19 protein-coding genes are annotated in these 20,288 nt (G+C 62.8%); 14 read left to right on the plus strand and 5 right to left on the minus strand.

Annotated elements, in window-relative coordinates; all coding sequences use genetic code 11:
* Positions 1-386 precede the first annotated feature (386 nt).
* The 3 genes from ACKAMS_RS28750 to ACKAMS_RS28760 all read left to right on the plus strand — a co-directional run bounded on the left by ACKAMS_RS28750 (position 387) and on the right by ACKAMS_RS28760 (position 2,819).
* Entirely contained in the window at positions 387-881 is a 495-nt protein-coding gene (locus tag ACKAMS_RS28750) for a helix-turn-helix transcriptional regulator (RefSeq protein ID WP_074447145.1), read from the plus strand.
* A 149-nt stretch (positions 882-1,030) separates the two neighbouring features.
* Positions 1,031-1,276 carry a hypothetical protein gene (locus ACKAMS_RS28755; RefSeq protein WP_206029854.1) on the plus strand — a complete coding sequence of 82 codons (246 nt, stop codon included), beginning with the start codon at positions 1,031-1,033 and terminating at the stop codon, positions 1,274-1,276.
* Positions 1,277-1,523: 247 nt separating this feature from the next.
* Positions 1,524-2,819 carry a replication protein gene (locus ACKAMS_RS28760; RefSeq protein WP_166813094.1) on the plus strand — a complete coding sequence of 432 codons (1,296 nt, stop codon included), beginning with the start codon at positions 1,524-1,526 and terminating at the stop codon, positions 2,817-2,819.
* A 10-nt stretch (positions 2,820-2,829) separates the two neighbouring features.
* Here the strand turns inward: ACKAMS_RS28760 and ACKAMS_RS28765 are convergent, their stop codons facing one another.
* Positions 2,830-3,819: a GAF domain-containing protein gene (locus ACKAMS_RS28765; RefSeq protein ID WP_166813039.1), complete on the minus strand. Its 990-nt coding sequence runs from the start codon at positions 3,817-3,819 to the stop codon at positions 2,830-2,832.
* A gap of 109 nt (positions 3,820-3,928) precedes the next feature.
* Positions 3,929-5,368, minus strand: coding sequence for a cytochrome P450 (locus tag ACKAMS_RS28770; RefSeq protein WP_206029853.1), 1,440 nt, complete (start codon positions 5,366-5,368; stop codon positions 3,929-3,931).
* Positions 5,369-5,970: 602 nt separating this feature from the next.
* Between ACKAMS_RS28770 and ACKAMS_RS28775 the strand changes: the two genes are divergently transcribed.
* From ACKAMS_RS28775 to ACKAMS_RS28790, 4 genes are all read left to right on the plus strand, one after another.
* Positions 5,971-6,612: a ParA family protein gene (locus ACKAMS_RS28775; protein WP_058228272.1), complete on the plus strand. Its 642-nt coding sequence runs from the start codon at positions 5,971-5,973 to the stop codon at positions 6,610-6,612.
* Positions 6,609-6,977 (plus strand): hypothetical protein, encoded by a 369-nt coding sequence (locus ACKAMS_RS28780; RefSeq protein ID WP_235808513.1) that lies wholly within the window; start codon positions 6,609-6,611, stop codon positions 6,975-6,977. The genes ACKAMS_RS28775 and ACKAMS_RS28780 overlap by 4 nt, the downstream gene beginning before the upstream one ends.
* A gap of 122 nt (positions 6,978-7,099) precedes the next feature.
* Complete coding sequence (locus ACKAMS_RS28785; protein ID WP_063892175.1) at positions 7,100-8,368, plus strand: DUF2637 domain-containing protein; 1,269 nt, start codon at positions 7,100-7,102, stop codon at positions 8,366-8,368.
* A 105-nt stretch (positions 8,369-8,473) separates the two neighbouring features.
* A complete protein-coding gene (locus ACKAMS_RS28790; protein WP_408989916.1) occupies positions 8,474-9,112 on the plus strand; it encodes a TetR family transcriptional regulator in 639 nt (212 codons plus the stop codon).
* A gap of 89 nt (positions 9,113-9,201) precedes the next feature.
* Here the strand turns inward: ACKAMS_RS28790 and ACKAMS_RS28795 are convergent, their stop codons facing one another.
* The gene (locus tag ACKAMS_RS28795) at positions 9,202-9,828 is read right to left on the minus strand and encodes a recombinase family protein (RefSeq protein WP_408989917.1); all 627 of its coding nucleotides are present in this window, start codon (positions 9,826-9,828) and stop codon (positions 9,202-9,204) included.
* Between the two features lie 412 nt (positions 9,829-10,240).
* Positions 10,241-10,648: a RidA family protein gene (locus tag ACKAMS_RS28800; RefSeq protein ID WP_408989918.1), complete on the minus strand. Its 408-nt coding sequence runs from the start codon at positions 10,646-10,648 to the stop codon at positions 10,241-10,243.
* Positions 10,649-10,732: 84 nt separating this feature from the next.
* Here ACKAMS_RS28800 and ACKAMS_RS28805 point away from each other — a divergent pair, with 84 nt between their 5' ends.
* The 3 genes from ACKAMS_RS28805 to ACKAMS_RS28815 all read left to right on the plus strand — a co-directional run bounded on the left by ACKAMS_RS28805 (position 10,733) and on the right by ACKAMS_RS28815 (position 14,969).
* Positions 10,733-11,107 (plus strand): winged helix-turn-helix transcriptional regulator, encoded by a 375-nt coding sequence (locus ACKAMS_RS28805; RefSeq protein ID WP_408989919.1) that lies wholly within the window; start codon positions 10,733-10,735, stop codon positions 11,105-11,107.
* 462 nt (positions 11,108-11,569) lie between these two features.
* The gene (locus ACKAMS_RS28810) at positions 11,570-11,764 is read left to right on the plus strand and encodes a hypothetical protein (protein WP_408989920.1); all 195 of its coding nucleotides are present in this window, start codon (positions 11,570-11,572) and stop codon (positions 11,762-11,764) included.
* Positions 11,765-11,933: 169 nt separating this feature from the next.
* Entirely contained in the window at positions 11,934-14,969 is a 3,036-nt protein-coding gene (locus ACKAMS_RS28815) for a Tn3 family transposase (RefSeq protein ID WP_011331220.1), read from the plus strand.
* 126 nt (positions 14,970-15,095) lie between these two features.
* Here ACKAMS_RS28815 and ACKAMS_RS28820 read toward each other — a convergent pair whose 3' ends face one another.
* A complete protein-coding gene (locus ACKAMS_RS28820) occupies positions 15,096-15,683 on the minus strand; it encodes a TetR/AcrR family transcriptional regulator (RefSeq protein WP_011331219.1) in 588 nt (195 codons plus the stop codon).
* 101 nt (positions 15,684-15,784) lie between these two features.
* Here ACKAMS_RS28820 and ACKAMS_RS28825 point away from each other — a divergent pair, with 101 nt between their 5' ends.
* From ACKAMS_RS28825 to ACKAMS_RS28840, 4 genes are read left to right on the plus strand one after another with little or no spacing between them, the layout of a single operon-like run.
* Positions 15,785-16,651: a CoA transferase gene (locus ACKAMS_RS28825; RefSeq protein ID WP_011331218.1), complete on the plus strand. Its 867-nt coding sequence runs from the start codon at positions 15,785-15,787 to the stop codon at positions 16,649-16,651.
* Positions 16,648-17,823, plus strand: coding sequence for a thiolase family protein (locus ACKAMS_RS28830; RefSeq protein WP_011331217.1), 1,176 nt, complete (start codon positions 16,648-16,650; stop codon positions 17,821-17,823). The genes ACKAMS_RS28825 and ACKAMS_RS28830 overlap by 4 nt, the downstream gene beginning before the upstream one ends.
* A 7-nt stretch (positions 17,824-17,830) precedes the next feature.
* Positions 17,831-19,498 carry a long-chain-fatty-acid--CoA ligase gene (locus ACKAMS_RS28835; protein ID WP_011331216.1) on the plus strand — a complete coding sequence of 556 codons (1,668 nt, stop codon included), beginning with the start codon at positions 17,831-17,833 and terminating at the stop codon, positions 19,496-19,498.
* A complete protein-coding gene (locus ACKAMS_RS28840) occupies positions 19,495-20,283 on the plus strand; it encodes an enoyl-CoA hydratase/isomerase family protein (RefSeq protein WP_408989921.1) in 789 nt (262 codons plus the stop codon). The genes ACKAMS_RS28835 and ACKAMS_RS28840 overlap by 4 nt, the downstream gene beginning before the upstream one ends.
* Positions 20,284-20,288: the final 5 nt, after the last annotated feature.

Consider the following 20,288-nt stretch of genomic DNA (forward strand, 5'->3'; position numbering starts at 1 on the left):
TTTTTGCATGACAAGGACCGGCCCGATTCGTATCTGGCCGGTATTCGTCGTTCAGTCGAGTGTCACGAGCAGGTCGAATGCCGCTCTGTGTGAGAAAAATAGTCAAGATGCCTGCCCCTGCCCGGGAGAAAGTGGGCACGCCTGAATAAGGCTGTGCCACTTGCGTGGTGCTGCATCTGGAACCGACCTCGACAAGATCCAGGAAACCCCCGGGTGGGAGCGCACTCGAAGCGTATTGCAAACCGGCTGGTTTGTGCAACTTATACACGCGCCTTCACCTCGATCCTCGCTACGCTCACTGACGCTCCGCGCTAGCATTGCTGTCAACAATAACACGCAACGATGACGCGGGCTAGTGGCGGGTACCACTCCAGGGAGGCGCAAGAATGAGCGAGCGAGCAGGCGATCTGACCCCAGGAGTTGATGAAGTGCCACGGAGTGGAGTGCGCGGCTTTCGGGCCGACAGGCTCCGTGAGTTGCGTGTCAAAGCGGGGCTGACGCCAGACGATTTGTCTGTGCGAATAGGGTCCAGCCGTCAGTCCGTTTCCCATTGGGAGACGGGGCGTTCCACGCCAGCTCCCCCGGTGCTCAAGCAGATTGCACAGGAGCTCGACGTGTCGATCAGTGTGTTGGTTCCGATTCCGGACAACAGATTGCGCATGGGTGACCTTCGGGTGCGTGCCGGCCTAACTCAAATCCAAGCTGCCGAACGTCTTGGAATCTCGCCCACCTCTCTTGCCGAGATCGAAAAGGGCATGAAACCGGTTAATGACCAGCGTGTCTCCGCGATTGCGGAGCTTTACAACGTCGAGACGGCGCAGGTGGTCGAAGTTTGGGAACGTGGCCGTGAGACACGCGAGACACGCGCAAGATCTAAGTAATAAATCACGCAACAAAATCACGCTCCCGCGGCATTATTTCGGTGATCTAACATTCAGTGCGGCGTGTCACGCGAACGAAACCGCCAACTTGGCGCAAGATGGCGGTGAACCTGGCGCACGTTCAGGCGCAGGATCGAAAGGAGAGGCATATGCCTAACCCAAGTAAAGGCAATCGCACTCGCGTGTCGACACGCCTTCCTGTGGACGTGGCCCAGGCGCTCGAAGAGCTTCGGGCCAAGACGGGTGTCAGTTCGGAGAGCCAACTCGTAGCCGATGTCTTGGCACTGGTAACTGGTCACTCTGAACTCGTGGTCGAGCTTGACCAGGGAATCCTGTTCGATCTTGGACTCGATCAGAAGCTGCACCGTGAGGAGGTTCTGCCGCTGACTGCGTAGCGAAACCCCTTCTCCGGCAGGAGAATACGTGACAATTTCACACGCTTTGCAGTAGCACGAACCCCCTAGAAATCGAAAATCCCCCGGCGGGCAGGCCGAGGGTTTCGAAGTGGGTGAGAGGTTGAGCTGGTAACTCGCGCTCTCGGTGGTACTGCGCTTCCCCGAAGGGACAGTCTTGGAGGACTGGTCTCAGGGTACATCGCGCCCTGTTGCAGATTCAATAACTGATTTTTCGCGTGTCTTGGTGATGAAGCACGCGCCCACATCCGAACAACGCCCGTACTGCGGGAGCAGCCCCACGCGTCGCCGGTACGGCACAGCCCGCGCACCCCGCACAGTCCGCGGGCACGTACGCGGGCATCAGTGCCAATCGCTCACACCGATGTTCATCAAGGCCCTTGGCGGGCCGAAAGAAGCGTGCCGGCGGTACTGCCAGATGCGGCTCGACCTCGGCGACGGCGCATACAACGGCATCCCCATCTGGCAGGGCGCTCAGCACTGGGTGGAAATCGCTGTCCGCGAGGCATATACGGCCGAATACAAAAACATTCGCCCCGCCCTGGTCAAAACGACAGGCGGCGGAATCAGCCTCAAGACTCTCCTAGCTGTCGCCACAGTCATGGCGTCAGTCGCTGAGTTCGACACTGGCCGTGAATCACGTTTGTCTCTCGATAAGACCATCGAACGCACGGGCAAGGGTGAGAGAACCGTGCAGCGTGCCCGTCATGCCCTGAAACTGCTTCGAGTGGCCACCGAGGTCTTCCGTGGACGGCTTCGTAGGAAGAAGGGTGAACGACAGGGTTCATACCGGGTGGGCGACAAGGGCCGAGGATGGGCCTCAGTCTGGGCACTTCACCCGCGCAAGCCTGTGGATAAAACCCGTGTCTACGTGGACGGATCTATAAAGATGGCACCCCATCCCCGTAGGGGTCATCTTTTATCTCTTCCCTCTCGTAGAGAGGTTCTTAATACAAAACGATCTGTGAATAAACGAGCCGCTCCGCGGCGCAAGGAGTCCAAAGCTGAGGTCGAGAAGGTCGAAGCCATCCGGAAGGGCCTGTTGCTTGCATCCAAGTGGCTCAGCAATTCGCGAACGCCGGTCTGGGCGCGGCGGCACACCCCCCGAGGGTGGGCATCGGCACTGACCGAACTAGCCGCGCACGGTTGGACGGCAGCGGATCTGAACGACACGATCGACGCCTGGGCGAACGCCCAGAACATGGTTCCGACCCCGAAACACCCCATCGCATTCATCCGTTGGCTCATGAAGCAGCAGGATCTGGCCTTCGCGCCGCATGTTCTCGCTCAGATCGCCGCTGACCAGGAGAAAGCTGAACGTGAACGCCAGTCTGCGGCGTTCGAGATGGAGCGAGAACGCTACGCATGGGCCGCGCCCGAGGACTCCCCCGGCCGCCAAGCAGCGCGTTTCGTTGCTCGCCGAGCAGCCGACACGGCTCGCCGCCGCAAAGTGGATACCTCAGCTCGTGAGAACGCCGCGCAGCCTGTGTGGATCACGCATTTGCGCGACCTCGGACCACAGTGAGCAGCCGCGATCAGCTTTCAGTGAGCGGAGAAATCTGCACGATCGCCAACCGCTCGGTCAAAGGTCCTGGGTACGGGCTGATCCGCAAAGTCGACGGACGCCAATCATCATTTTCAGTACGAAGACGTGCCACGACGTGGACCGGATCGGTCGAACCCAGATTGAACTTGTCCTGGGCCGAAGACAACAGATGTCGATCGTCAGCGTGGATGACCTGGTTCGCGCCAGGTATGTCGCGCCACTTCACCCACGGCGCTGGTTCGGGCAACCACAACGCCAACACGGCGGTCTGTGTGCAGAACACGGCCGTGTAGATGCCCGAATCCTTCACACTCTCCTGCAACCCCAACTCAGCGAGTGTCGGCCGGCGCGGCGGCGTCGTATCGGTCACGTCGTGCCAGAGCAACCGCAACCCGCGCTCGCCTTCCTCCACACACCCCCGCACCCACATATGCCAACGCATCACGCGGCCGTCGGCGTGCAGGACACTCATATCGGCGTCGAAGGTCTGATCGTCGACCGGATTGAGGCCGGCCGCGAGCATGGCCTCCGAATCGTCGAATTTGATCGCCTTCGCGTAATACTCCGCAGGCGTGCGCTCCGGAACGTGATCCTCGGGCTTAACTCCCGACATCAGCGCAGCTTCGAGGGTTTGCGCGATGACGAAGCGATCGAGCAGCCAGGAGAACCCGGAAACGATTCGCGGCGGTGTCGGCGTGACGTCGGGGTCGCCGATCCACAGCTGAACAGCGTGAACCTTGCCTGTCGGGCCGAGAACAGGCAGGCATTCGATCCGGTAGCTCCGCTTGTCTCGGGCGCTGTCGAGGGCCGGCAGGACGATCTTGGTTCCGCTGCTTCGAACCTGGTCGATGATCGGGTCGAGCCGAACGTCCACGCTCGGTGAGAGCCGTTTGGTGGTTGCCCAGTTCTTGACGTTGCCACCGACGCTGACGACGGTTGGACTCTTGCCAAGCGTTTCGATCAAATGCCACTCGTTCACAGACACCTCGCTTACCGCTGCCCCCCGCCCCCGCGGGAGCTGCCCCACCCGGGAAGACCCGGACAATTACGGCAACTCGGCAGACTACCGGCCAGTAGCGTACTCGGCGTTACAGACGTTGCAAGGAGAGCTCAAGCCCGACCGGCTTGAGCGTCAGCGCTTCTCGGACGTCCAACTTGTATTCCGGATCCGACTGAAAGCTGTAGCGCTGCAATATCGTTGCCAGCGACAGGACCGCTTCGTGCAAAGCGAACTGCCGACCGATGCAGGACCTTGGTCCTGTTCCGAAAGGTCGGTAGGCGTGAGCTGGGCGTTTCTTCACATTCTCAGGTTTGAAGCGGTCCGGATCGAAGGATTCTGGATCCTCACCCCACACCGGGTCGCGGTGCAGCTGCGGGAGGAGCACGAATACCCACGATCCCTTCGGCATCGCGTAGCGACCACCCAGAGTCGTGTCGGTTCGGACCTTGCGGAAGTATCCCGGAGCGCTCGGCCACAAGCGCAGCGTCTCGTCGACGACTCGGCGTAGGTACCGCATTTTGGCGACGTCTTCGAAGGCCGGTGTTTCACCACCAGTGATGTCTGCGACCTCCGCACGAGCAGCGTCAGCGATCTCGGGATGCCGAGCCAGGAAGTACAGCGCGAAGGCGATAGTGCCGGCGGTTGTCTCGTTGCCAGCGACCAAAAACGTCAGGACCTGGTTCCGAATGTTCACCGGGTCCAGCTTCTCCCCCGTCTCTTCGTCGGTGTTGTTGAGCATCAGGTCGAGCAAATCGTCCTGATGCTCCCCCGGCTTGGCCTGACGCTCGGCAATCACATCGTCGACGACCGTCCGAACAAACGCGATGTCCTTCTCGTATTGCAGGTCAGCGCCGTTTCCGCGCAATTTACGCAGGAACGGAATGTCGTTGGAGGTGCGGTTCACGTGCTCGAGAACCCTCGACATAGCACCGACGAACGGGTGCTCATCGCCATCGAACGACGCGAAGTCATAGCCGAAGCCAGCCAGTCCGATCACGTCCAAGGCGAGCTTGTTCGCATCAGTGGTGGCATCGATCTTTCCGCCGGCGGCCGCGGCCGCATCCCACGAGGACGTGAGTCCGTCCAATGCTCTCAGCATCGACGGGTGGTACTTGCGCAACGCTGCCTGGCTGAACCCGGCGTTGAGGATGTTGTGAGCTTTCTGCCAGTTGGGTTCGGAGTTGAAAGCGGTGAAAAGGCCGTCTTCCGCGACTGCACGCAGCTTGCGGATCGGCAGACCCACCGATTTCGCCCACAAAGCCTCGTTGTTGACCTCTGCGACCAGCTCCACACCCGAGACCACGGTCAGTCGGTGATTGATGATTTTGCGCTCGAAGATCGGCCCCAGCCTCGAAGCCATGACCATTTCCTTCTGGACCGGCTTCACCGAGTCGACGCTGAGCAAGTCCCCCAATCCAGGCAGCCTCCAGGCCGGCGAGGGGATCGACTCAAACTCGAGGGCAGGCTTCACCGCGACCTCATCGGTCGGTGTCTCACTGCTCGGGTACGGGCACTTGTCGGAAGACATGGTGGACAGTCTTGCATCAGTTTCCGAGCGGAGGCCGCCACGGCGCAAAATGCGCGATGAACGCAAAGGTCGACTGGAGACTGGTTTCTCGAACTTTGCACTCTCAAAGTTCGTCCCCAAGAGAAGCTGAATTGCCCTTGTCCTCTGCGCGAAGTCTGTAGCTTTCCTGACAATCCGCACTGCCCCGATCAATCTGAAAAACTCCTTTGAACAGGCATTTTGCAGACGTATATACGGAGTTCCGTATATACGGGTATGTGCTTGCCCGTGGCGATCGAAACTTGCTTCGACCCGCGTATTCGCCCCGGCAGTTGGGCCGCAAAGGGCCAGGCGCGATCTAGGGTTCCGAGATACCTTTCAATGATTTTGCGCGGACATACGCAAATACGGAAATCCGTAAATGCGATTATGCGGAAAGTCGTGTACGCTGAAATCCGCAGCTCCGCAGCTCCGCATCTACGGAATTGCGGATACACGCATCTCCGTATATCAGCGTTTCCGCAGCAATGTGTCGCACCGCCAGTCTTCGATTTCGACAACTTGAACGCAGCGCCCCGTGAAACGGTTCGGGGTTCTGCTGCAACCACTCGGAAGGAGTGCAAATGCTTGTATTTACGGTTACGAACCTCAAAGGAGGTTCAACCAAGACCACTACGGCGGCCTACCTGTTGCACGCATTGCACGAGGCCGGCCTGAACGTACTGGGCGTGGATGCGGACGGGGAGAACGAATCGCTGCTGAGCTGGCAAACGCTGGGGGATTGGCCCTTCCCCGTAATCGGTATGCCGGTGAACAATCTGCACAAGCAGCTACCCGGCATCGCCAACAACAAATACGACGCCGTCGTGATCGACACGCCACCCATGAAGGAACAGCGGGGAATCGTGCTCTCATCGATGCGGATTGCAACTCATGTCATCTGCCCGCTCGCGCCCACCACCATGGAATTCGCCAGACTGCCCGCGGTGCGCGAACTACTCGAAGAGGCAAATGATCTGCGAGGCGATGGGACAGCAGATCCGATCTTCGCGGTGCTCCTCACTCGCACCATCCCGAACGCCAGTTCCACTGATGTGTTCCGCGAAATGATCACGGAGGCCGGCGATCACGTACTCAGGGCGACAGTCGGCCGGCGCGAACAGTTCGCTCAGGCATTCGGCCTCCCGATCGACAACGCAGCAAACACCGCCTACGGCGATGCAGTAGAAGAGCTTTTGGAAATCGGAAACGAGGATGCGGCATGAGCAACGCCAAGGATCGGATACGCGCAAGCGCCGAGAGGGCACAAAGTGCAGCGAAGAGGGTTCCAGAACCAACGCCTGACGTGATCCCTGAACGGGAACAGTCCGTTGCGATGGAAAGCCCTCAGACTGCAACGAAGAAACGCGAGCAAAACGTCGTTCCACCCTTGCAGCGAAGTGTGCGCAAGAACGTGGACTTGTCACCGGACCAGAACGACAGGCTCGGAGATTGGCAACGCGCAGCAGCCAGAGACTTGGGAGTTGCTCGAGTGACTGCCCAGGAGATTCTTGTCGTCTTGGTTGAACGTCTGTTGGCCGACGAAACCCTCAGTAACCGGGTGAAACGTGACGTTCTCGCTCGACGTTGACTCTATTTCTTATTTACGTATATCCGTAGATGCGGATATACGTGAAAGCTGAAAGGAGCCCCACCGGGAGGCAACCCGGCGAGGCCCCAGACCGGGAACCCTTGGAAGGAAAAAACCCGATCATGAACGACTTTAGCCTCCGGGCTGCCCGCATCCAGCTAGGCGCATTGCTTGCCGCACTCGCACTCGCGATCGTCATCGCACTCGGCATCACTACCGGCGCATTCGTACTTTCCTTCGCTGTGCAACGCGACCTCGCAAGGCAAGCACTGATCCCCGAAAACCTGACCTGGATCTTCCCTGCGATCGTCGACAGTGCAATTCTCGGCTCCACTATCGCCATCGTCATCATCAGCAAACTCAAAATGAACAGACGCGACAGAGGCTTCTACATCGCCCTCGCAGTCAGCGTCGTCGTAATCAGCATCCTGGGCAACGCCTTCCACGCTTACAACGCAGCAGTCGACGCCAGAGAGTTCACCGAAAGTGGGGGAGACCTCGGGTTCATTCCACTCGCACCTACCATTGCAGCTGCCCTTGCGATCATCCCGCCGGCCTTGGTCCTCGCGTTCACTCACGGCATCACAGTCCTCGTGAAGGCAGTCGGGATCGCCTACGCCGCATACCGAGAGCTCGTCGATTCCCATGCCCAGAATCCCCAACCTGTTGCACCAGCGGAAAGCGCTGCACCAACGGAAAGCGCAGCACCAGCCGTCGACGTCGCCACGGAAGCCGAGCCGAGCGCCGCAAAGACCCAGGTCGACGCCCACCACAGCTTCCATGCTGTCCTTGCATCCACATCGAACCGAAACGCAGTCGCGGGCACCGGGGCACTCGCAACCTTGGCGCTGTTGACGGTCCAAGGACCCATCCAGGCGGCCTGCGCAGGCACGGCCACAGCCGCGGCATGGTGGCTACTAAGCCGTCTCGCACGACCGACAACGACCGTCGCCCCGATCCACGACGATGCAAACACGGGCGTCGGCATTGCAGCCGATTTCGAGACAACCGACAGCAGCGACGAAAAGCCTAGCGCCGACATTGCACCCGCTTTCGAGACGATCAGCAGCGGCGAAGCAACAACAACCGAAACGAAAACCACACCGACACAAAACCTCCGAGCCTTGAAGAAATTCATCGCAAACTCGGAGCTGCCCGAAACCGTGAAAGAAGCCGCACAGCTCAAACTCGAGCACCAGAACCTCACCTGGGAAGCGATCGCCGCACTATGCGACCCACCTGTCGCCCTATCGACCGCATGGCGCCGCTACCGCCAGTTCGATAACGCGGCCCGCGCAGCAGGATTCGACAGCCCCCCACTGCCCGACCTCCGAACCGCCGAGAACACCGTCGAACACACCACCGACCGCGAACTCGCAGCAGCACACTGACACCGGCGAGGCCCCGCGCCTCAGCAGCCCCACCCTCAAAAACAACAGAGGTCCTGGCAGTGCAGCAACACCACCAGGACCAAGCCACAGAAAGCACCTGTGACCATGAGCAATACTATTCGGCCCCACATCGGCCGCCCCACCGGCAGCACCGCACGCACCACACAAGCCCGAGCAGTGCGAACACGAGAAGCAATCGTCTCAGTAGCCGCACAACACTTCGACACCGACGGATACGGCGCCAGCAGCATCAACACCATCCTTGCTACCGGCGCATTCACCAAGGGCGCCATCTACTTCCACTTCCCGTCCAAGGAAGCCATCGCAGGGAGCCTCATCGCTGACTGGAACCGCACCGTCAACGAATCCATCAGCGAAGCAATAGCCACCGGCCCGAGCACCACAGCAGGGGAGAAGCTGACAGTGATCTTCACGTCCCTCGCACATCAAATCGCCGAGAACACCAACCTGCGCGCCGGAATGAAACTCACCCTCGAACCCACCATCGACAACGGCGCAGCCTTCGCGCACTGGGTCGACGCCATCAGCGACATCATCGAAACCTCCATCACCGACGGAGAACTCACCGACACCCCCACCACACACCGACTCGCATGGAACCTATGCGCCGGCACCATCGGAGCAGTCAACGCATCAGCAACCCTGCGAGAAGACATCGACCTCGCAACCCGCATCGAAGACGCGGTAACAGCACAGCTGCGCAATGCACTCACGCCCGCCTGATCCAACTACGGGCACCGAAATCGCTTAAGGCGCAACTAGACCGACAACATCTGCACCATTGACCTAGTGGCCGGATCCCACTTTCGAGCTCAGTTCTCGACCCGAGGGGTCCGGTCGCTAGCTTCCCGCTCGATCCGCGCAAGCGCAATATTGGTATACAGCGACGAACGCTTCAAACCCGTGTTCTTACATAGTGTTTCGATCTTGAACTGGCCCGTTTCATAAATTTGCAGTAGGTACGCACGCTCCTCGGGCGAAAGCTTGTGCGGCCTACCTTTCATCTTCCCAGCAGCCGTCGCGGCGGCAACAGCATCACGCGTGCGCGAACGAATCAGATCCGACTCGAACTCCGCCATCAACGCAAGAATGCCAATGAACATCTTCCCCATCGGATCAGCCGGGTCATACACCTGACCATCAATCGACAGCGACACACCCTTCTCCGCGATCCGCTCCACCGTCTCATGCAAATCCTTCGCCGAGCGAGACAGCCGATCGAGCTTCGTCACACAAAACACGTCGCCGGCCCGAGCCGCGTTGATCGCATTATCCAAACCCGGCCGACGAGCCTGCCGGCCACTGACACCATGATCGACATAGACCATGTCACGATCCACACCGGCCTTCACCAGAAGATCCACCTGAACCGCCGTGTCCTGCCGGACCGTACTGCACCGCGCATACCCGATTTTCACGCCACTCCCACTGCCGAACACGAATTGTCCACTAGAGCCTATGCCATAACGGACAGATTCAACGGACACCCAAATTGGACGTTTCGGTACGAAATTTCGCCACGTCAGTCGCGCCCAGGCGCCCGTTTTTCACCGTCCGGTATGACGATGGTCAAAACGCACACCCAAACACGCAGGGAAGGGCTCAGCGGACTTTCGAGTTACGGATCACGACGAAGTTCACCGAACTCCGACGCATCGAGCTCGGCGCCGGGCGTGGTGAGAATCTGTGCGGGGGGCACCGTTGCTCACCTTGATGCAAAGTCGAGCGGCGACGATCAAGATCAACTGAAATGTGCTGATCGCGCGGATCTGCTGCACAGATATGTGAAATCGTTGACCTGTGCAGCAGATCCAAGATCCACTCGAAAGCTGTGGCTCTGCGTGTACTTCGTCAGTCGAGGACGGCAATCGCTTCGATCTCTACGAGAACATCGGGCTCGAAAAGTATTTCCACCCCGATCAGTGACGCGGGCGGCATCGGCACTGGCAGGCCTATCTCCTCTGCTACTGCTTCTACCCCTGCCATGAAGTCCACGATCTTGTCCGGATGCCAGTCAGTGACGTAGACAGTCAACCGCACGACATCACGGAACCCCGCGCCGGCGCCGGCCAATCCGTGTGCGACATTGCGGAGTGCCTGGGACACCTGGCCTGCCAGGTCTGGGGGAATCGACGAATCGTCTCGGGTGTGTGCCACCTGGCCGGCCACGTGGACCTGGCGGGTTCCCGTCGCGACGGCCACATGGTGGTACGGGGTGTTAGGCAGCATACCTGTGGGGCTGAACATCTTTACGGACATGGAAATCTCTCCTGATTTCGAAAATCGAGTAAGTATCCCGTTTATACTTGGTGTCAGAAGGTAACTTCAACGAAACCAGGTTCCATGACGAATACCACGACAGACCACGACTTGTTGGTCATCGCAGCGCATCGAGAACTTCTTGGTCAGGTTCTCGACAAGTGGTCGCTGAGTGTGCTGAACGAGTTGTGCGAGGCGCCGTGCCGTTTCAATGAGCTCCGCCGAGCGATTCCGGCAGTGTCACAGAAGTCGCTGACGAACACCTTGCGCCGCCTCGAGCGGAACGGGATCATCGACCGTCGCATGCTCGACATGCGACCGGTCGCGGTGCAGTACCGGATCACACCGTTGGGCAAAACTGCGCGCGAGCCGATCGATGCCTTACTGGCGTGGGCGTCGACGAACCTGCCTCATATCGAACTGGCTCGCCGGAACTTCGACGCTACCTTCGAAGCCTGATCGTCAACTGTTCTACGGATTGTCGTTCATTTTTCGATGGTCAAACGCACACCCAAAGCCGCAGGAAGCCGAACAGCGCCCAAATCGCAATTTTCGACCCCGCCGCTTCGCCATGACCGAAACAGCCACCACCACACGTTTTGTCGTTGTACCCCGCGCCGCGGAACACGGTGGCTACGAGAAACAACAAGTGCTTCACCCACTTCGTTCAAGACAGCGAAGCAAGACAGCGGAGGCTGCTACTGCCCGCGCGGACCGATGGTCCAGTCGGACTCAGAAGGGGTCGCAACCAACATGCACATCCGATTCGGATAAGAGTCACCACCAGAAAGGCCTGCGCCGGGATGGCGGATTCCAGGGATCGTCGCAACACGATGAATGTCCAAACTACTGGAGTGCGCTATGTGTAGGAGTCGATCAGTAAATGGTGCCCATTGCGGTTCCGACTTCATCGAGGGTCTGTTGGGCGATTTCGTTCGCGCGCTGGTTCCCGATGCGCAGGACGTCGGCGACATGGTGGGGGTCTTGGGCGAGGTCGTTTCTGCGTTGCCGGTGAGAGGCGAGGAAGTCGTTTACGAGCGTGGTGGTGAGCTTTTTGAGAGCGCCGGCGTCGGCGTCGCCGAGCTGGTCGGCAAGATCGTGTTCGTCTCGGCCTGAACACAATGCTGCCGTGGTCAACAAGGCGGATACCCCGGGGCGATTGATGACAACCGAATCATCTCTGTCACGGCCGGGCCCTCTCGGGGGTCGGGGAGCAGATTGACGAAATCCGGCGCTAAGGGGCAATCGCCGAGCGACCTTGCGCTGTAGGTGATTTCATGTCGTCGTGACTGATGAGGGCGGCTATGGCCGGTTCGGTGCGTTGTCTCGGCAGGAGCTGGAGCGTTACTGCTACTTGGATGACGAGGACCGGCGGCTGATCGCTGCGCGGCGGCGCGACTACAACCGTCTGGGGTTCGCGGTGCAGGTGGTGACGGTGCGTCACCTGGGAATGTTCCTGGCTGATCCGCTGGATGTCCCGCCCGCGTTGATCGAGTATCTGGCCGAGCAGTTGGAGATCTCCGATCCGTCGATGGTGAAGCGGTACACCGATCGGGAGAAGACCAAGCTCGAACACGCCTGGGAAATCCAGCAGGTGTACGGACTCAAGCCGTTCGGCGAGATGGAGTCGGAGCTCACGTCGTGGATCGTCGACCAGGCGTGGATGACCGGCGACGGACCGAAGGCGATCTTCGGCGACGCAGTGACATGGCTGCGGAAGCGTCAGGCGCTGCTGCCGGGGATCACCACGTTGGAGCGGCTGATCGGCGACGGCCGCAACGCGGCGGACGCCCGGTTGTGGCGCCAGCTCGGCGAGCAGCTGACCTCGGAGTCCGCGTCTGCCTTGTTGCGGCTGCTGGAGGTTCCTGCGGAGGGCGGGCAGAAGGTCAGCGAGCTGGAGCGGCTGCGCAAGGGCGTGTTCAAGGCGTCGTCGAAGGGGATGCTCGCGGCGCTGCGCAGGGTTGTCGACCTGCAAGCGGTCGGGGTGGACAGCATCGACGTGAGGGCGATCCCGCCGCGTCGGTTGACGGGGTTGGCGACCTACGGGTTGGCGAGCAAGGCCGCCGCGCTGCGGCGGCTGCCCACGCGTGAGCAGCGCTTGGCGGTGCTGGCCGCGACGGTCGTTGTGTTGAGCGCGCGGGCGGTCGACGACGTGTTGGAGACCTTCGACATGTTGATGACGACGAAGCTTCTGTCCAAGGCCGAGCGGGAGTCTCGCGAGGAGAAGCTGCGTCGCTATCCGAGGGTGTCACGCAACGCAGGCAAGCTCGCGGCAGCGGTGAAGGTGCTGCTGGAGATGGTCGAGGTCAACCAGGACGTCGGGCTGGGCGTGGTGTTGGACATGATCGAGAAGACCGTCACCCGGGCCGAGTTGCGGCACGCGGTCCAGGCGGTCGACGAGCTGGTGCCCGCCGACGACGCGGAGCTGGATGGGCAGCGGTTGATCGAGTTGGCCGGCAAGTTCGCCACGGTCCGCCCGTTCCTGTCGATGCTGATGGACACGATCGAGTTCGGCGCGACCAGTGACGGCGCCGCCGTCCTGGCGGCAATGAAGACCCTCGCCGAGCTGCTGACATCCAGGTCGTCGGGCAAGATCCCGGCAAACCTGCTGGACGCCCGCAAGGTCGACCACGACTTGATCGTCGGCGCGTGGAAGCGCTTGATCTACACGCCGGGCCGACCGGAGGGCACCGTCGACCGGAACTCCTACACGATCTGCGTGTTGGAACAGTTCCACCGACACCTCAAGCACCGCAGCATCTTCGCGGTGCGTTCGTCGCGGTGGCGCGACCCGCGGGCGCACCTGCTGGCAGGCGAAGCCTGGGAGGCTGCGCGTGACGCCGGCATGAACGCGCTGGGCCTGCCCGCCGCGCCGACGCAGCTGCTGACCGATCACGCGACGGCGTTGGAGACCGCTTATCGGGAGTTGGCCGCACGGCTGGGCGAGGACACCCCAGCCAGCATCGACGCCGACGGCAAACTGCACGTCGCCGCGCTGGACGCCAAGGCCGAGCCCGCGTCGCTGGTCGACCTGCGCCGCCGGGTGGAGGCGATGATCCCGCGTGTGGACCTGCCGGAACTGGTCACGGAGGTGATGAGCTGGCATCCCGGTTTCACCGAGGCGTTCACCCACACCTCGGGCAACGAGGCCCGCGTCGCCGACCTCGGCTTGTCGGTGGCGGCCGTGCTCTGTTCCTATGCGATGAACGTCGGGTTCAAACCGGTGACAACGCCTGGTGTCGACGCCCTGACCAGGGATCGGCTGCTGCACGTCGACCAGTGCTACGTGCGGGCCGAGACCATCGAGGCGGCCAACGCCGTGCTGGTCGACGCCCAGGCCGACATCCCCCTGGCCCAAGCGTGGGGCGGCGGGCTGGTCGCCTCGGTGGACGGGATGCGGTTCGTGGTGCCCGTGCGCACCCATAACGCCCGCCCGAACCCGAAGTACTTCGGCCGGAAACTGGGCATCACCTGGTTGAACATGCTCAACGACCAGTCCGCCGGGCTGGCAGGCAAGGTGCTGCGCGGAACACCTCGCGATTCGCTGCACACCATCGACGTGATCGTGTCCCAGCACGGCGGGCGGATTCCGGAGGTCATCATCACCGACACCGGGTCGTATTCCGACATCGTGTTCGGACTGCTGCATCTGATCGGCCGCCAGTACCGGCCGCAGCTGGCGAACCTGCCCGATCAGCGGTTGTGGCGCATCGACGCCCGAGCCGACTACGGGCCGCTGGACAAGGCGGCGCGCGGGGTGATCGACACCGCCAAGATCGCCGCGCACTGGGAGGACATGTGCCGGATCGCGGTGTCGATCCACTCCGGTGAGGTGTCGGCGCACGAGGTCACCAGGATGATCTCCCGCGACGGGCAGCCGACCGCGTTGGGCCAGGCCATCGCCCATTTCGGGCGGATCTTCAAGACCCTGCACATCCTGCGCCTGGCCGACGACGAACCTTACCGGCGCGAGGGCAAGGCCCAGTCCAATCTCGTCGAGGGTCGTCACGACCTGGCGCGCACGATCTATCACGGCCGCAAGGGCGAGATGACCCGCGCCTACTACGAGGGCATGGAAGACCAGCTCTCGGCGCTGGGATTGGTGCTCAATTGCGTCGTCGTGTGGAACACCGTCTACGAGAACCGCGCCCTCGCCGCGCTGCGAGCCGGCGGATACCCGGTGCTCGACACCGATGTCGAGCGATTGTCGGCGTTCGTGCGCGCCCACATCGGCATCGACGGGCACTACAGCTTCCACCTGCCCGACCCCAGCGGAGTTCACCGACCGCTGCGCGACCCGGACGCCGACGACGACGAGTAGCGCGAGTCGAAGGGTGGCGGATGACCGCTCAGGACCTGACGACGCATGTCGGCGGAAGTCTCTCCTGAGCCGCGAAACAGGCCACGGCCTGCACCTCTACCTCCGACCTGACCCAACAAACTACCGCTAGATTACGGTCACGGAGAGCGTCAGTTTGTCGCTGTGCGGCACGCCCGTCCGGTCGAGGAAGTCACACATGTCATCGATCATCGGCTGCATGAGCAGCTGCCCCAGCTGACGAACCATCAGCCCGATGACCTGTGAGGACTCGGATCGCCGTGTCGAGGTCTTGCCCGAATAGCGGAGTTTGGAGATCTCTCTGCGACTCAGGTCGGTCAGCCGCTCGAGTAACTCGCTCTTTCCCTGCGGATCGAGCACAGCGCGCCGGATGTAGTTCACCACCGTCGGATGCGTCGCGAGCATGTGCCGCACCGCCTCGTCTCGAGCGGCGGCGACCTGCGCTGGGGCGCCCTCGTCCGGCACAGAGGCGATCGCCAGAGCGTAATAGTCGACGACCAGTTGCTCGACGGCGACGCGTAGCCCGTCCTTGGTCTTGAAGTGGTGCTGCACCAATCCCACGGCGACCCCGGCGGCGGCGGCGACGGCGCGCATCGAGACGCGATCCTCGCCGCGCTCGGCGTAGAGGTCGAGCGCGGCGTTGCGAATGCGGGCCTTCGCGGTGAGGTCCTCGTCACTGGCGCGGGGGTCGGTCACAGAAATTGCCTCCTATCAGAGAAAAAAGCATACACCCTTGACATTAGACAGTACATGCGCATTAATGGCTATACATCAGTATAGTCAAAAAGGGGTTGATGATGTCGCAGTCGAGTTCGCTGCAGGGCGTGCAGGTGGTGTCGCTCGCGATCAATCTGCCGGGCCCGCTCGCCGCCGCGCGGCTACGGGCGCTGGGCGCCACCGTCACCAAGATCGAACCGCCGGCCGGCGACCCGCTGCGGGCCGTGGCGCCGACGTGGTACGACGAGCTCACTGTGGGCCAGCGGGTCGTGACCCTCGACCTCAAGGACCCCGCTGATCGGGCGGTGGCGGCGCGCGAGCTGTCGCGTGCCGACCTGATGCTCACCGCCATGCGCCCCTCGGCGCTGGTCAAGCTCGGCCTGGACGAGTTGACCGCGGCGAATCCGCACCTGTCGCATATCGAGATCGTCGGGCACGACGGGATCGCGGCGGAGCAGCCCGGCCATGACCTGACGTACCAGGCCCTGCACGGCACTCTCCAGCCGCCGACGATGCCGACCGTCCCGGTGGCCGACCTGCTCGGCGCCGAGCGCGCCGTGTCCGCGGCCCTGCTCGCCCTGCGCGTGGCCGCGGAGTCCGGCGTGGGACACCGCGAGCGGGTCGTCCTCGAACAGGCGGCCGCCGACGCCGGCGCCGCAGTTCGGCACGGTCTGATGGGAGCGGGCGCGCCGCTCGGCGGGGCGCATCCCGGTTACCGGATCTACTCCAGCTCCGACGGCCACGTCGCGCTGGCCGCGCTCGAGCCGCACTTCTGGGAGCGCGCCCGCGCCGGTCTCGGTGTCGAGGGCACCCAGGAGGAGCTCGAGCAGACGTTTCTTTCCAAGCCGACGCGCGAATGGGAGGAGGTCGCGAAGCGCCTCGACATTCCCCTGATCGGAATCCGCGATTCGGCACCCCGTAATTCAGCACAAGGAGCTTTGTCATGAGTGTTCGCGAGGCCGTTATCGTCGGCGCGGTCCGGACCCCGGTCGGCCGTCGCGGAGGGATCCTCAGCGCATGGCATCCGGTGGACCTGCTCGGGCAGACGCTGCGGGAGCTTGTGGCCCGCGCCGGCGTCGACCCCGCCGCGATCGAGGACGTCATCACCGGCTGCGTCATCCAGCACGATGTCCAGTCGGGCAATCTCGGCCGCCACGCGGTGCTCGCCGCCGGGCTGCCCGAGTCGGTCCCCGCGGTGACGATCGACCGCCAGTGCGGTTCAGGGCAGCAGGCGGTCAGCTTCGCCGCCCAGGCGGTGATGGCGGGTTCCCACGACCTGGTGATCGCCTGCGGCGTCGAGTCGATGTCACGGGTGCCGATGCCTCCGGCGTTCCTGCCCGGCGCGCCGCTCGGCCCGCAGTACAGCCCGCGCGAACTCGACCGCTACGACGGTGGGCTGATGGCGCAGGGCCCGTCGTCGGAGCTGATGAACGAGAGGTTCGACCTGAGCCGAGCGGCGTTGGACGCGTTCAGCGCTCGCAGCCACGAGCGGGCGCACGCCGCGACGCGGGCCGGGAAGTTCCGCGACCAGATGGTGCCGATCACCGCCGACCCCGACGACCCGACCGGTCCGGTCATCGACTCGGACGAGGGCATCCGCGAGCACATCGACCCCGCCAAGATGGCGAGCCTGAAAGCCGTGTTCGGCGCCGACGGGCGGACCACGGCGGCCAACTCCTCGCAGATCAGCGACGGCGCGGCCGCGCTGCTGATCGCCGACCGCGAGTACGCCGAGCGCAACGGCCTCATCCCACGCGCCCGGTTCCGCGCGCTGTCGGTCGCCGCCGCCGACCCGATCATCCAGTTCACCGCGATCCTCGACGCCGCCCACAAGGCGCTCGGCCGAAGCGGGTTGGCCGTCGAGGAGATCGACCTGTTCGAGGTCAACGAGGCCTTCGCCGGTGTGCCGCTGATCTTCCAACGGGAATTCGGCGTCCCGGACGACAAGCTGAACGTCAACGGCGGCTCCGTCGCCCTCGGCCACCCGCTGGGCTCGACCGGAGCCCGGATGCTCACCGACCTGCTCTGCGAACTCGAACGCTCCGGCAAGAGGTTCGGCTTGCAGACCGTCTGCGAGGCCACCGGCACCGCGAACGCCACCATCATCGAACGCATCTGAGGACGTCATGAGCCACGAGATCGTGAGGGGCCTGCCCTCCACCCACGGCGACCACTATCAACTCAACACCACCACCATCATCCGGCACGCCGCGCGCACCTATCCCGAGCAGGAGATCGTGTACCGCACCGCGGACGGCGGCTGGGACCGGTACACCTACGCCGATGCCTACGCGCGAATCCAACGAAGTGCCAATGCACTTCGCTCGATCGGCGTCGGGCCGGGCGATGTGGTCGGGATCCTCGACTGGAACAGCAAGCGGCACTACGAGCTGTACTGGGCGATTCCCGGCCTCGCTGCCGTGATGTTGCAGATGAACCTGCGTTTGGCGCCAGAGGATCTCGCTTACGTCACCGGACACAGTGATGCATCGGTGGTCCTCATCGACGAGTCGCTGCTTCCGGTTGCCGAGGCGCTGGCACCGCATACGCCGAACGTGAAGACGTGGGTGGTGATGACCGATAAGCCGCTGGCCGACATCACCACCACGCTCCCGCACGCGGTGCACTGGGAGGACCTGCTCGCGGACGCCGGCCCGGAGATCGACTGGCCGGTCATCGACGAAACCTCCTCCTACAGCGCGTGTTACACCACCGGCACCACCGGCAGGCCCAAGGGCATCTACTACTCGCATCGCGGCATCTACCTGCACACCCTCGCCGAGGTCGCCGGACTCGGGATGAGCAGCGACGATGCCGTCATGCTCATCACGCCGATGTTCCACGGCCAGGGCTGGGGCCTACCCCAGGCGGCCGCCTACAGTGCCGCAAAAATCGTGCTGCCCGGTCGCTACATCGCCGAGGACACATCCGTCCTCGTGGACGCGATGATCGCGGAGCAAGTCACCGTCGCAAACGGTGCGCCGGCGATCTTCCAGCCCATGATGAACTACATCAAGACGCTTGCGGTCGCACCGGACTTCTCCCGCGCGCGGCTGCTGTCCGGTGCCACCGAGCCGCCGCTGTCGCTGATGCGCGACTTCCACGACATCACTGGAGCCGACGTCATCCACGCCTACGGCGCCACCGAGACCACCCCTCTGGTCGCGGTGAACCGGGGACTGAAGCCCTCGCTGCGCGGTGTGATCTCGGACGAGGAGAAGTGGGATCTCAAGCGTAAGCAGGGTTTGCCGGTCAACGGCATCGACATCCGGATCGTCGACGCGGAAGGCAACGATCTCCCGCACGACGGCACGAGTCAGGGTGAAGTGCTGCTGCGCGGACCGTGGATCATCGAGCGCTATCACAAGCTCGACGACGACGCCGACAAGTTCCTCGACGGGTATTGGCGTAGCGGCGATGTCGGGACCATCGACCCGAATGGTTACTTGAAGATCACCGACCGGATCAAGGACGTGGTCAAGTCGGGTGGCGAATGGATTTCCTCCATCGACATGGAGAACGCACTCGTTGCCCATCCGAAGATCGCCGAGGCGGCCGTCATCGGCGTCCCGCACCCGAAGTGGCAGGAGCGTCCAGTAGCACTCGTCGTGACGACCGACGGGCAGGAACTTCCACTGTCGGAGATCCACGAATTGCTCGCCGATGCATTCGCCAAATGGCAATTGCCCGAGACCGTCCTGTATCTGGACCAGCTGCCCCGCACCAGCGTCGGCAAGCTCGACAAGAAGGCCATGCGCGCCGCGCACACCAACGTCTACGAGGACGTCCGATGAACCCCGACAACGCCCCGCTACGCACGGCCCGCGACAGCCACCTCCTGATCCTGGAGATCAACCGGCCCAAGGCTCGCAACAGTCTGAACGAGGCGGTGCTCACCGCCTTGAACACCGAGCTCGTCGCGGCTCGGCACGACGACGAGATCCGTGCCATCGTGCTCACCGGCGCCGGCGGGATCTTCTGCGCCGGAGCCGACATCACCAATTTCGACGCCATTCGCGACCAGTCGCTGCTCGGCGATCGAGCCGCGCTGGGCGGCACCATCTGGGCCGACCTGGGCCGATTCCCGAAGCCGGTCCTCGCTGCGGTCGAGGGCCTCGCACTCGGCGGCGGCTGCGAGTTGGCGCTTGCCTGCGACATCGTCATCGCCGGCGAATCCGCCAAGTTCGGTGTCCCGGAGGTGAAGCTCGGCGTGATCCCGGGCGGCGGCGGAACCCAGCGCCTGATTCAGGCCGTCGGCAAGTCCAAGGCGATGGCCCTACTGCTCACCGGCGACTTCCTGTCCGCACAGCGGGCGTGCGCGGCCGGCATCGTCGCCGAGACCGTCCCGGACGGCACCGCCCTCGAAGCGGCGGTCGCCATGGCGCAGCGGATCGCCGCCAACTCACCGCTCGCGGTGGAGCTGGCCAAGGATGCCGCCCTCCAGGCCCTGGAAACCTCTCTGGCGCAAGGACTCGAGCACGAGAAGCGCAACTTTCACGTTGCCATCCATTCCGCCGACAGCCGCGAGGGCCAGGCCGCGTTCCTCGCCAAGCGCGCCCCCGAATTCACCGGAAAGTAGGACCG

The sequence above is a fragment of the Rhodococcus sp. 5A-K4 genome, from assembly GCF_046097995.1.
Lineage (GTDB): Bacteria > Actinomycetota > Actinomycetes > Mycobacteriales > Mycobacteriaceae > Rhodococcus_F > Rhodococcus_F erythropolis.